Here is a 14,457-nt window from a genome sequence, read left to right on the forward strand (position 1 = left end):
CCGGGCAGCGCCAACGGCCTGCACGCCTGTCCCCTGCAAACTTCAAGCGTACGGAAGCGCCTCGAACGCCGGCAGCGCTTGCGGCGGGACCGAAAGCCACGTCAGCCCGGGAAGGCGCTGCGCGTCGATCTGCGCGACAGCGCCTGCGCGAACCGCCAGGCAATCGCTGCCGTCCCTGTTCCCCGTAGCGCCTCCCTCCGCCGGTGCCCGGCGAATCGCACGCCTGTCCAGCGGACTCGCGTCGACGGCATTCGCCCTGCGGCCGGCACGCAATGTCAACAACTGAAAAGACCACGATCGCCTCGCCTGCGTCCTGGCTGGACAGGGGAAAAATCGAAGTTCTCCGACTGAATATGCCTCAGGCCGTACGTAGACTACGACGCTTCCCTGTATGCACAACTCATCTGGACGTATCCCGAGAGAATGTGCCAGACCCCTATCCGACCTTATGACGTGCAGGTGGCAACCGTGTCCCCAAGAATCTTGATCGTTGACGGCGATCGCCCACAACGTGATTACATTTCCGAGCTGATGCGCGAGGAAGGCGTCGCCCATGTGGAAACCGCAGACAACAGCCTCGAGGCACTGAACCTGATCCGTACGCAGGAGTTCGACCTGGTGATGACCGATCTGCGCATGCCCGCCGGAGACGGGATTCGCGTGATCCAGGGGATGGCGGACCTGCCAAAGCGCCCTGGCCTCGCACTGATGAGCGCCTCTCCGAAGCAATTGGTGAGAACGGTTTATTTGCTGGCCAAGCTGCTGGCCATCGACGTGGTTGGACAGTTCTGCAAGCCGGTCAGCGCCGATGAGATCCGAACGCTGATGAACCGCCTGCGGGAGTCCTCGGCATCGCGTTCCCTCCCCAGCGCGTCGCCTCGCGCGAATGACAAGCAGCGCATGCTCGAGGCCATGAAGAACGGCGAGATCCAGGTGTGGTATCAGCCCAAGCAGGCCATCGACCGGGGCGCCATAACGGGCGCGGAGGCGCTGGTGCGCTGGGTAACCCCCGATGACACGGTGCTTTTGCCCGCGAGCTTTCTCCCGGCGATGGTGATGCATGGCCTGGAAAAGGCGCTGACGCTGCATGTCCTGGAACAGACGCTGCAGGCTCAGGCTGCCTGGAAAGCGGCCGGCTACCCGCTCAATGTATCCATCAACCTTCCGTCGCGCCTGCTTGATGACCGCCGCTTGCCCGATTGCCTGCTCCGCATGGTCCAGGAAGGCGGCGCGGACCCATCAAGCATCACGTTCGAACTGACGGAAAACAGCACCACCAGCCTTCCCAGTGACTACTATGCCGGCGCGTGCAGATTGCGCATGATGGGTTTCGGGCTGGCCCAGGATGATTTCGGCCAGGGATACAGCTCCATGCACAACCTGACGACCACGCCGTTCACGGAGTTGAAAATCGACCGGGAATTCATCGAGCGGCTAGTCGAGGACGAGCAAAGCCAGGCAGTGGTCGAGAGCGCCATCATGATGGGCAGCCGCATGGGCCTGACCGTCGTCGCGGAAGGCGTTGAAACCGCCGGCCAGTACGAGTTCCTGCGCCGGTTGGGTTGCGACGCCGTGCAAGGTTTTTACATCTCCGGCGCCATGAATCGGGCAATCCTGCTGCACATGTTGAGGCAGCAGCACACATCGGGCGCAAGCCCAGCTATCGATTGATAAAAATAAATTAAGAAAATTAATAAACACGGTTAATAAACCGACACGACTGCCAATTTTTATTGCTCTTTATTGCTCGCCATTTCAACATTGAGGGTGACGTACACCCTCCGTGTACCTCGCAGCCCAACGAGACGCGAGTGGTTCGAGCCCCTATGCCTGTGCTATCCGCTAGACAGATTCAAGCAACCGCTCTGATTGTGGCATTACTGCTGGCGCTGACCGCATCGTTCGCCTACGTTGCGGTGGAGCGTGAAATCTATATCTCCCAGCAACGCCTGCGGCACCATCTCGAGCACGTGGAGATGGACTATCAGGCGCTACAGACCGCCATGGGCCAGCTATCGGCCAGCGGCGACCAGGACTACTTCCGCGAGGCGCGGCGGCATCTGCTCGTGACGCCCGCCGCCGGCCAGTCATCATTGCCCGATACGGAAAGATACAGCGTCTACGATTCCGTGTTCCACACGCGGCTGGAGCTGGAGCTACCCACAACGCTCCGGGCGGACCGGCTCGATGCGGCGGCCCTTGGCGTGTCGATATCGCAGCAGCTCTACAGCAGCCTGTCGCAGATGCCATCAAGCAGCCTGTTTCCCCTGATTGTCATGTCCAGGGATGGCCAGGTATCCATCAGCACCCCGTGCGAAGACGAATCGCCGCGCGCCTCATCGAACGCGGTCACATCCTGCCAGAACCGGCAAGCCATACTCGACGGCACAGCGGCGCATTTGAAGAGCGCCACCGAAGCGCTACGGCTGACCGCGGTCAAGCTGGGCGCCGGACAGACCGCCGTGCTTGCCTATCGGCTCATCCGGCCCACGGCCAGAAGCGCCCTCGCCGCGTCTATGAATCGGGAGTGGGTGGCCGTGTCTTACTTTGACACGGCGGAATCCTTGTCCCGAAGCTATGCCGGCATGCGGGGGTTGATGGGCGCAACGAGCACGTCAACCGTTGAACTATTTGACAACGAAGGACGGCCGATCAGCCCCGAACCCCTGCTAACGGAGCAGGCGCGTCCTGGCTGGAATATGGCCGGCGCCGGACTCATCTATCGCATCGATGGCCGGGCTGGCATTTCGGCGCGCTACTTCACCCCCTATGGCGACTACATACGATCCTTCGGCCCCGAGCTATTGGGCGTCGGGCTGCTGATATTCGTCTGCAGCATGGTGACGTTGCTGATCGCCAAATGGTATGTACAGCGCTTCTACGAGCCCGCCCAGCGGCAACTCAAGCGTATCGAGGAAAGCGATATATTCGGGCGCCAGGTCATCGATGCGTCGCAGCTGGCGATTGTCGTATGCGGGCGGTCCGATGGCCGGATTCTTCGGGCCAACGAACTCGCGTCGGAATGGTTCGACGATGCCGAGCGGATGCGTGAAACCGTGGCGCAGTGGACCGCCGCGCTCCATTGGGGTGAAGCATCGAGCCTGGAGCAGCGATTGACGCTGGGCCCCCGGCACCTGATCGGCAAGTTCCTGTTGACCCGATATGAGAATCAGGATGCCCTGCTGTGCACCTTCCGCGATGTAAGCGAGGATCAGCAGGCCAAGGAAACGCTGGAGCTCGCCAGGCAGGCGGCGGATGAATCGAATGCCGCCAAGTCCGAGTTCCTGGCCACCATGAGCCATGAAATCCGCACACCGCTATACGGCGTGCTCGGCATGCTGGAACTGCTGGCCTCCACCCCGCTTTCCTCCGTGCAGCACGGCTTCATCCGCACCATCCAGTCCTCCTCGGATCAGTTGATGAACGTCATCGGCGACGTATTGGACATGTCGAAGATCGAGGCGGGCGGGCTCACATTGCACTCGGAGCCCTTCTCCCCCATCGAGCTGACCGAAAGCGTCCTGCAGGTCTTCGGAGCCAAGGCCGCCGCGAAAGGCATATTCCTGCATAGCACCATCGACACGGCCGTGCCCATGACGCTGACGGGCGATGCGGGCAGATTGCGCCAGATCCTCAGCAACCTGATAAGCAATGCCATCAAGTTCACCGAGATCGGGCGCGTCACCGTGGCCTTGACCGTTGAGCTTGTACAGGCCGGTCCTCCTCGCCTGCAATGGCGCGTCTCCGATACCGGCGTGGGCATGTCGGAGTCAGAACTCGTTCACGTTTTCGAGCCGTTCTATCAGGCGCGCTCGGCCAGGCTGAACAGCGGCGGCACCGGACTCGGCCTGGCAATTTGCCACAAGCTGGCCACCATGATGAATGGGCGGATCCAGGCGCTCAGCCAGCGCAATGTCGGCAGCACGTTCCTGCTTGACGTGCCCCTGGCGCAGCCAGCGGCGCCGGCGCAAGACCACGAATCGACCGATGATGCATTGCGCGGCGTGAAGGTATACCTGCGGGCGCCCACGCAGGAGCTGCGGGATCACTATCGCAGCTGGCTGACGAAATGGGGCGCGGACTGCGAGCTGCTCGGCGGTCAGTCCACGCCGATGGAGGCCCAGGCCGTGCTGGTGCAGGTCCTGCCGGAACAGATGAGTCCCATTCCCGGGCACGCGCGGCAGGTGTTCTGCACCCAGATCGGCCCCCTGCAGCCCAATCCCGTGCAACAGGGCTGGCAGATAAGCTGCCTCGCGGTGCGTTCGCTGCTGCTGGCGGTGCAATTCGCCGCTGAACGGCAGCCCGCCAGCACCGCCCTCCCCGAGCCGCGCGGATCCGTGGCGACGCAACAAGCCCTGGGACGGCTGGGGCTGCGCGTGCTCGTGGTGGAGGACAGCGCGCTCAACCAGGAGGTCCTGCGGTGGCAGCTGGAATCCCTGGGTTGCGAAGTCACGCTTTGCGGCAGCCCCCTGCGCGCGCTCACGATCTGGTCCGATGACGTCTATGACATTCTGCTCACCGATGCCAACATGCCGGAAATGAGCGGGCGTGACATGGTGCGGCAACTGCGCGAGCAGGGCATGAAACGGCCGGTGGTCTGCGTCACCGCGAACGCCATGTCCGAGATTGAGCCGGATGTATCCGAGGGGCTCATCGACGCCTGGCTGATAAAGCCGGTGTCCTCGGATTCCCTCAAGGTCTGCCTGGTGAAAGTCTGCTCCTCGGCAGGCAGGGACGAGCCGGCGATCAGGCTGGAGTCCGAACTCCTGGACCAGTCGGATGGCGAGGATGTGCCCGATTTCATCCGCGATGTCTTCGTGACATCCATGTCCTCCGACCTGGAACTGTTGCGCCGCGCGCTCGATGATGGCGAGTTCCAGGCCATGGGCCCCGTGCTGCACAGGGTCCGCGGCGGGCTGACGATGGCTGGCGTCAAGCGTCTTGCAAGTGAATGCAGCATGCTGGAAGCACTGCTTGCCTCGGAAGACGCACCGCCCACGTTCATTTCCGGGCTGGGCCGATTCTGCGATGCCCTGGAAGACAAGATCCAGGCGGTGAAGCAGGTCATCGCCGCCAGCCACTCACAATGAACCAAGGGAACACCATGTTGGAAAAAATGCGTATCGTTCTGGCCGATGATCATCCCCTGGTCACGGCGGGGTTGAAGCACATGTTGTCGCAGTACTCCGATTTCGACGTGGTCGCGCAAGCACGCACGCCCGACGCCCTGATCGAGGCGATCGTCGAATTTCAGCCCCACGCCGTGATCACGGACTACAACATGCCGGGACCGACGCGCCACGGGGATGGCATCAAGCTGGTGAGTTATATCCGCAACAACCATTCCAGCGTGAAGGTCGTGGTGCTGACCATGATCTCGTCGGCCTCGATCGCCTCGAGCCTGTACAGCCTGGGCGTGGCGGGCGTGCTGTTGAAGAGCGACGACTTGCCCGAGCTCACGAAATCGATCAGGTCCATCCTGCTGCACAAGCAGCGCCCGCGCAGCAAGCAGCCACATCTTGACCGCAGTGAACCCGTGGACGACCGCGTGGCCCAGCTCACCCGCAAGGAGATGGAAATACTGCGCTATCTGTTCTCCGGCATGAGCGTCAGCGAAATCGCGGCCCAGCTCAATCGCGGCATTTCCACGGTGAGCTCGCACAAGGTCGCGGCCATGCGCAAGCTCGGCACGGAAAACGATCACGAGCTGATCATGTTTTGCGTGCATCATGGACTGTTCACCTCCTGAGCGGACGCGGCGGCTCGGGACGCCAGGCCGCCCTGCCAGACCCGCTCGCCCTACATGCGGTACTGCAGGCTCAGCATCGCATTGCGCGGCGCGCCGGGCATGTTCAGATTGGACTCGTGCCGTGCGCCGACACGATGTAGCCGGCGTCGAACAGGTTGTAGACGTTCAACTGCACCGCATACGGCCCCTGCCGCCACCATGCGGCGGCGTCCGCCGTGACGTAGCCCGGCAGCTTGACCGTATTGCCCGGGTTGGCGTAGCGCGCGCCCACCAGGTTCAGGCCGGCGCCGACCCCGAAGCCCTCGCCCAGGTCCTTGGTGATCCAGACATTGCCGGCATGGCGCGGCGTCAGCGTGGCGCGCTTGCCTTGCACGTCCCTGCCGGCGTCGCGCGCGACCGACTGCGTCACGCGCGCATCCAGATAGGCGTAGCCCAGCATCGCGCGCCAGCCGTGGGACAAGTCGCCCGACAGGGTCCACTCGGCGCCGTCGGTGCGCTGCGTGCCCACCGGCACCAGCGTGTTGGTCACCGGATTGGTGACCTTGATGTCGGTGCGTTCCAGGCGGAACACGGACACGGTGGTCGAGAGCTTGCCATCCAGGAAGTCGTACTTGGCGCCGACTTCATAATTGGTGGTCTGCTCCGGCGCCAGGTCGACGTTGTTGGCCGCCAGCGCGAAGGCTTCGCCCGAAGGCTGGTAGGAACGGCTCCACGACACGTAGTACGACTGCATGCCGTCGGGCTGGAACACCAGGCCCAGGCGCGGACTGAAATTGGAGTCGGTGCGCGACAGGTTCCGGCCGCCACGACGATCCTCGGTCTTCTGCTCGTAGCGGTCGTGACGCACGCCGGCCAGCACTTTCCAGTGCTCGCCCAGCGACATCAGGTCCTGCACATACAGGCCCAGGGTGTTGAAGCGGCCCAGGTTGTCCGAACCTGGCGCGCCAGTCACCTGGCGCTGCAAGACCGGCAGGCGCGGATCGAACAGGTTGACCACCGCGACGTTGGCCGCCGACCAATTCACCAGATCCTTGTTCTGCTGGCTCAGTTCCACGCCATAGAGCAGGTCGTGGCGCACCGGGCCCCACTGCTCGCGCTGCATCAGTTCGGTCTGGTTGGTCCAGCCATGCTCCTCGCGCCGCACGTTGCCGTGCGTCAGCGCCACGGTCCCGGCGGCCTCGTTGACCGAGCCGGGCAGCGTGTTGTTGCGGTTGAGCGTGTAGTGGTAATAGCGCGTGGCGTTGCGCAGTGACCAGTTGTCGTTGAAGCGATGCGTCAGCGTGGCGGCATATGACTGCATCCGCGTCTGGGTGTAGTCGGTGTCGCGGGCGTTCGCGGCGCCGTAGTAGGTGGACGGGTCCACCCGCACTGGACGGCCATGGTAGGCGGGAATGCCGAAGTCGGTCAGGCGGCGGTCTTCCAGGAATTCCGTCTGCAGCAGCAGCGTGGTGTGCTCGCCCAGACTGAACTGAGCGGACGGCGCGATCGCGTTGCGGTCGATGAACTGCTTGTCGCGATAGCTGTCGCCCTTCTCCACCGCGCCGGTCAGGCGCCAGGCCATGGACCCGCTTTCACTGGTGCGGCCCAGGTCGACGTCGAGCCGGTGGTCGTTCCAGGATCCGTAGCTCAGGCCGAGCTGCGAGATGTCCTCTCCCGGCCGCTTGGTCACGCGGTTGATCAGGCCGCCGGACGAGCCACGGCCATACAGCACCGCCGCCGGGCCCTTGATGACGTCGATGCGCTCGACGTTGGACAGGTCGCGGAAGTACAGCGCGTCATCGCGGAAACCGTCGACGAACTGGTCGGCGATGGCGGTGAAACCCCGGATCGAGACTTGGTCGCGCTGGCCGTCTCCGGTCGAGAAGCTGACGCCTGGCACGTTCTTGAGCGCGTCCTGCACCGACATGGCGTGCTGGTCGCGCAGCACCTGCGCCGGCACCACGTTCACCGTTTGCGGAATGTCGCGCAGCGGCGCGTCGATCTTGGTGGCGCTGGCGGACGCGGGCGGGTTGTAGCTTTGTCCGGCGTCGTCGCTGCCGACGACGCCGATGGCGGGCAAGGTGGCGATGGGCGCATCGCTCTGGGCATGGACGGCCACGGAGGCTAGCGGGCCCAGGACAAGCAAGGCGGAAGAAAGGGGACGGATGACGAGCATGGCCTGCGGGATCGAGTCGAAGTCGTTTGAAATGGAACGATTCGCCATTCTCGTAGTAACGATAATAAGTCGCACTACCTTTCTTATTACGTTGCCATGAAACGACGATATGTTAGACAACCGATGCATTCAGATTCTTTTCAGCTGGGTTGTGCGGATGGCGCTTGCACGCCCACCTCGCCGCTGGCGCTCCGCAAAGCATCCGCAGCCTTGACGCCTGCTTGCGGTCGCCCTGCCCTTTCTCGGATTTCGACGATTTTCCCTGGAAGTAGCGCTACTTATAGTTTCAACCACACGAAACGCGCGGAAACACACCGGCGCCTTGGCCTACCCGGCCAAGCCGATACCTCCACGGAGGCGCGCCGTCCCGCCAAACTCTTTCTTGTGGCTAAAAATGAACCGAATCTACCGCCTGGTTTGGAACGCCGTCACCCAATCCTGGACCCCTGTTTCCGAACTCACCCGCTCGCGCGGCAACGGCGGCCGTCCCCACAAGGGACGGCTCGTGGCGGTCGTGATGGCGCTGACCGGCACAGGACTGTTCCAGAGTCCCACGGCCAGCGCGCAGTCGTTTGAGATGTGCTCTGGCGGAGGCGGCATGGTCTATGGATACGACAGACTGCAAGGGCTCGGCTGTAGCGCCACCCCAGACGCATTCAACCTGCAAAACCGGGGCAGTGGCTCTGCTGCAGGCGGTCTTTTTACGTCGACCGTATTCGTGCGCAGCCTGGGCGACCAGTTTCTGCGGCTACAGGCACAGAACGGCATCGTGATGCTGAGCCCGGTCAACATGTCCAACAACGGCATCAGCGGCCTGACGGCTGGCGCCCTGAACGCCGCCAGCACGGACGCGGTCAACGGTTCGCAGCTGTTCGTCACCAATACCGGCCTGGCCGCCGCCCAGACCTCCATCACGCAGAACACGACCGCCATCTCGGGCCTGGGCGGACGCGTAACCGCCACGGAAGGCACTGTCACCACCCTGGGCGCCCAGGTCACGCAGACCACCACCAACCTGACCAACCTGCAAACGCAGATCGGCAATGGCGCGATCGGCCTGGTGCGCCAGAACGGCGCGGCGGGCGACGTGACGGTCGCCAGCGCCACAGGCGGCGCCACGGTCAACATGACCGGCACGGCCGGCGCGCGCACGGTGACCGGCGTGCGCGCCGGCGCGCTGAACGCGACCAGTGCGGACGCCGTCAACGGCTCACAGCTGTTCCAGACCAACGCCAATGTCACGGCCAACACCACCGCCATCGCGCAAAGCCGGACCGACATCGCCAACAACAGCACGGCCATCACCAGCGTGGGCAACCGCGTGACCACGACCGAGGGCAACATCACCAACCTGGGCACGCGCATGGGCACCACCGAGGGCAACATCACCACGTTGCAGGCGCAGATCGCCAATGGCACGACGGGCCTGGTGCGCCAGGATGCCGCCACCGGCGCCGTGACCGTGGCCAACGCCACCGGCGGCACCTCGGTCAGCATGGCTGGCGCCGCCGGTTCCCGCACGGTGACCGGCGTGCGCGCCGGCGGCCTGAGCGCGACCAGCTCGGACGCGGTCAATGGCTCGCAACTGTTCCAGACCAACGCCAACGTCACGGCCAACACCGCCGCCATCGCGCAGAACCGGACCGACATCGCCAACAACAGCACGGCCATCACCAGCGTGGGCAACCGCGTGACGACCGTCGAGGGCAGCCTGACCACCCTGGGCGGACAAGTCAACCAGACCACGACCAATCTGACCAACCTGCAGCAGCAGATCGTCAATGGCACGACGGGCCTGGTGCGCCAGGACGCCGCCACCGGCGCCGTGACCGTGGCCGGCGCCACCGCCGGCACCTCCGTCAACATGGCGGGCACCGCCGGCTCGCGCACCGTGACGGGTGTGACGGCCGGCGCGCTGAACGCGACCAGCACGAACGCGGTCAACGGCTCGCAGCTGTTCCAGACCAACGCCAACGTCACCGCCAACACTGCCGCCATCGCGCAGAACCGGACCGATATCGCCGGCAACACGACGGCCATCAACAACGTCACCAATCGCGTGACCACCGTCGAGGGCAGCCTGTCCAGCCTGCAAACGCAGATCACCAACGGCACGACGGGCCTGGTGCGCCAGGACGCCACCACCGGCGCGGTGACCGTGGCCGGCGCCACCGGCGGCACCTCCGTCAACATGGCGGGCACCGCCGAATCGCGGACCATGACGGGGGTGACGGCCGGCGCGCTGAACGCGACCAGCACGAACGCGGTCAACGGCTCGCAGCTGTTCCAGACCAACGCCAACGTCACCGCCAACACCGCCGCCATCGCGCAGAACCGGACCGACATCGCCAACAACGGCACGGCCATCACCAGCGTGGGCGACCGCGTCACGACCGTGGAAGGCGGCCTGTCCACCCTGGGCGGACAAATCAGCCAGACCACGACCAACCTGACCAACCTGCAAACGCAGATCGTCAACGGCACGGCGGGCCTGGTGCGCCAGGACGTTGCCACCGGCGCCGTGACTGTGGCCGGTGCCACGGGCGGCACGTCGGTCAGCATGGCCGGCACCGCCGGTTCCCGCACCGTGACGGGGGTGACGGCCGGTGGCCTGAGCGCGGCCAGCACGGATGCCGTCAACGGCTCGCAGCTGTTCCAGACCAACGCCAATGTCACCGCCAACACCGCCGCCATCGCCCAGAACCGGACCGATATCGCCGGCAACACGACGGCCATCAACAACGTCACCAATCGCGTCACCACCGTCGAAGGCAATCTGTCCAGCCTGCAAACGCAGATCACCAATGGCACGACGGGCCTGGTGCGCCAGGACGCCACCACCGGCGCCGTGACCGTGGCCGGCGCCACGGGCGGCTCGTCGGTCAGCATGGCCGGAACGGCCGGTTCCCGCACCGTGACGGGTGTCACGGCTGGCGGCCTGAGCGCGGCCAGCACGGATGCGGTCAACGGCGCACAACTGTCCCAGACCAATGCGAACGTCGCCGCCAACACCGCCGCCATCGCGCAGAACCGGACCGACATCGCCAACAACAACACGGCCATCACCAGCGTGGGCGACCGCGTGACGACCGTCGAGGGCAACCTGTCGACCTTGGGCGGACAAGTCAGCCAGACCACGACCAATCTGACCAATCTGCAAGCGCAGATCATCAACGGCACGACCGGCCTGGTGCGCCAGGACGCCACCACCGGCGCCGTGACCGTGGCCGGCGCCACCGCCGGCACCTCGGTCAGCATGGCCGGAACGGCCGGCTCGCGCACCGTGACGGGCGTCACGGCGGGCAGCCTGAGCGCGACCAGCACGGACGCGGTCAACGGGGCCCAGCTGTTCCAGACCAACGCCAACGTCACAGCCAACACCAATGCCATCGACCAGGACCGCACCGACATCGCCGGCAACACGGCCGCCATCAACAACGTGGATAACCGGGTGACGACGGTCGCGGGCGATCTGACCACGCTGCAAACCCAGATCACCAACGGCGCGACGGGCCTGGTGCGCCAGGACGCCGCCACCGGCGCCGTGACTGTCGCCGGCGCCACCGCCGGCTCCTCGGTCAGCATGGCCGGCACCGCCGGCTCGCGCACCGTGACCGGCGTCACGGCCGCCGCACTGAATGCAACGAGCTCGGACATGGCCAACGGCTCACAACTGTTCCAGACCGACGCGGGCGTCGCCGCCAACACCGCCGCCATCGCGCAGGACCGGACCGATATCGCCAACAACGGCACGGCCATCACCGGCGTGGGCGACCGCGTGACGGTGGTCGAGGCAGACCTTGCGAGCCGTGACAGCCAACTGTCCCAGACCACGACCAACCTGAGCAACCTGCAAACGCAGATCATCAACGGCACGACCGGCCTGGTGCGCCAGGACGCCGCCACCGGCGCCGTGACCGTGGCCGGCGCGACCGCCGGCTCCTCGGTCAGCATGGCCGGCACAGAGGGTTCCCGCAGCGTGTCCGGCGTCGCGGCCGGCGCCGTCAACGCGACCAGCTCGGACGCGGTCAACGGCTCGCAACTGGCCCGGACCGATGCGAACGTGGCCGCCAATGCCACGGCGGTCGATGCCGTGGCGGCCTCGGTGATCCGGCAGGATGAGCAGACCGCCGTCCTGGACCAGCAAATGACGCAAATCCGCGGCGCCGGCCAGGAGCTGGCGCGCCATACGGCGGCGATCTCCACGGACAACGCCAGCGCTGTCAGCCGCGCGACCGTGGCCCAGGGCAGCCAGGGCAACGCCATCGGCTCGGGCGCCAGCGTCACCGGCCAGGGCGGCGTGGCCCTGGGCAACGACGCCAGCGCCAGCGCGACGGGCAGCGTGGCGTTGGGCTCGAATTCGGTGGCGGATCGCGCCAACAGCGTATCGGTCGGCAGCGCCGGGCAGGAACGCCAGATCACCCATGTCGCGGCTGCCTCCTCGGCCACCGACGCGGTGAACCTGGGCCAGGTGCTGGAGCTCTCCGGTCAATCCGGCGGCCAGGCCGTGCAACAGGCCAATGCCTACACGGACGGCAGGATCGGCCAGCTGCGCTCAGACCTGAACGGGGGCATTGCCTCGGCCATGGCCATGGCCGGCCTGCCCAGCGCCATCCTGCCGGGCAAGGGCATGGTATCGATGGCCGCGGCCACCTACGGCGGCGAGTCCGCCGCCGCGATCGGACTGTCGAAAATGTCCGAGACAGGCGCCTGGACCTACAAGGCCTCCGGTTCCATCCAGCAGAACGGCAAGATCGGCGTGGGCATCGGCATCAGCTATCGCTGGTGAACGGCTGAGCGGGCCGAATTCTCGAACTTCTACGGTTTTCCGCCCTACCCGCCTTGCCTATAGTTTTACCCACATGGAGTCACTCCATGAATTCTTCGCGTATGCCTTGCTCGGCTGTTTCGATATTGCTTGATGGGGCGGCATAGCTAAATACCCTCTTATGGATCAGCCATGAATCGAATTTACCGCCTGGTTTGGAACGTCGTCACCCAATCCTGGACTCCCGTGTCCGAAGTCTCGCGAGCGCGCGGGAAAAGCGGCCGAGCCAACGGACCGCTGCTGGCCGTCGGCGGCATGATCGTGATCGGCGCCGGCCTCGCCTATGGCTCCGCCGCGAACGCGCAGTCTCTCCAGCTGTGCAATGGCACCTCCGGTCAATCCTATGCGGCGGATACCTACAACAGCATCACATGTACCGCGCAGCAACCGGTGTTCAGCCTGCAGAACCTGGGCACATCCACCGGCGGCGGAGTCCCCACCTCGACGGTGTTCGTTCGCGGCATGGCCGACCAGACTCTGCAGCTGCGGGCAACGAACGGCATCGTGATGCTGAGCCCGGTCAACATGTCCAACAATGGCATCAGCGGCCTGACGGCCGGCGCCCTGAACGCCGCCAGCACGGACGCGGTCAACGGTTCCCAGCTATTCGTCACCAATACCGGCCTGGCCGCCGCCCAGACCTCCATCACGCAGAACACGACCGCCATCTCGGGCCTGGGCGGACGCGTAACCGCCACGGAAGGCAATGTCACCAACCTGGGCGCGCAGGTCACGCAGACCACCACCAACCTGACCAACCTGCAAACGCAGATCGGCAATGGCGCGATCGGCCTGGTGCGCCAGAACGGCGCGGCGGGCGACGTGACGGTCGCCAGCGCCACCGGCGGCGCCACGGTCAATATGACCGGCACGGCCGGCGCGCGCACGGTGACCGGCGTGCGCGCCGGCGAGCTGAACGCGACCAGCGCCGACGCCGTCAACGGCTCGCAGCTGTTCCAGACCAACGCCAATGTCACGGCCAACACCACCGCCATCGCGCAAAGCCGGACCGACATCGCCAACAACAGCACGGCCATCACCAGCGTGGGCAACCGCGTGACCACGGCCGAGGGCAACATCACCAACCTGGGCACGCGCATGGGCACCGCCGAGGGCAACATCACCACGTTGCAAGCGCAGATCGCCAATGGCACGACGGGCCTGGTGCGCCAGGACGCCACCACCGGCGCAGTGACCGTGGCCAGCGCCACCGCCGGCACCTCGGTCAGCATGGCCGGCACCGCCGGCTCGCGCACCGTGACCGGCGTGCGTGCCGGCGGCCTGAGCGCGACCAGCGCGGACGCGGTCAACGGCTCGCAGCTGTTCCAGACCAACGCCAATGTCACGGCCAACACCGCCGCTATCGCGCAGAACCGGACCGACATCGCCAACAACAGCACGGCCATCACCAGCGTGGGCAACCGCGTGACGACCGTCGAGGGCAGCCTGACCACCCTGGGCGGACAGGTCAGCCAGACCACGACCAACCTGACCAACCTGCAGCAGCAGATCGTCAACGGCACGACGGGCCTGGTGCGCCAGGACGCCGCCACCGGCGCCGTGACCGTGGCCGGCGCCACCGCCGGCACCTCCGTCAGCATGGCGGGCACCGCCGGCTCGCGCACCGTGACGGGTGTGACGGCCGGCGCGCTGAACGCGACCAGCACGAACGCGGTCAACGGCTCGCAGCTGTTCCAGACCAACGCCAACGTCACCGCCAACACT

Annotated in this window: 5 protein-coding genes and 1 pseudogene; 5 read left to right on the forward strand and 1 reads right to left on the reverse strand. The window is 65.5% G+C overall.

Annotation, left to right across the window (positions count from 1 at the left end):
• Positions 1-483: 483 nt before the first annotated feature.
• From AC6LJ9_RS20620 to AC6LJ9_RS20630, 3 genes are all read left to right on the forward strand, one after another.
• Positions 484-1,671: an EAL domain-containing protein gene (locus AC6LJ9_RS20620; RefSeq protein ID WP_498149031.1), complete on the forward strand. Its 1,188-nt coding sequence runs from the start codon at positions 484-486 to the stop codon at positions 1,669-1,671.
• Positions 1,672-1,871: 200 nt separating this feature from the next.
• Positions 1,872-5,090, forward strand: coding sequence for a hybrid sensor histidine kinase/response regulator (locus AC6LJ9_RS20625; protein ID WP_498149032.1), 3,219 nt, complete (start codon positions 1,872-1,874; stop codon positions 5,088-5,090).
• Between the two features lie 26 nt (positions 5,091-5,116).
• Complete coding sequence (locus AC6LJ9_RS20630; protein WP_498149033.1) at positions 5,117-5,749, forward strand: response regulator; 633 nt, start codon at positions 5,117-5,119, stop codon at positions 5,747-5,749.
• 50 nt (positions 5,750-5,799) lie between these two features.
• Here AC6LJ9_RS20630 and AC6LJ9_RS20635 read toward each other — a convergent pair.
• Positions 5,800-7,904: pseudogene (locus tag AC6LJ9_RS20635) on the reverse strand (TonB-dependent receptor).
• A gap of 394 nt (positions 7,905-8,298) precedes the next feature.
• On the opposite strand from AC6LJ9_RS20635, the gene AC6LJ9_RS20640 reads away from it, so the two are divergent.
• Positions 8,299-12,693, forward strand: a complete 4,395-nt coding sequence (locus AC6LJ9_RS20640; RefSeq protein ID WP_498149034.1) for a YadA-like family protein — start codon at positions 8,299-8,301, stop codon at positions 12,691-12,693.
• 171 nt (positions 12,694-12,864) lie between these two features.
• Positions 12,865-14,457: ESPR-type extended signal peptide-containing protein (locus AC6LJ9_RS20645; protein WP_498149035.1), on the forward strand; the 1,593-nt coding region annotated here is incomplete at its 3' end.

It is taken from the genome of Achromobacter sp. 1011811831, from assembly GCF_059760905.1.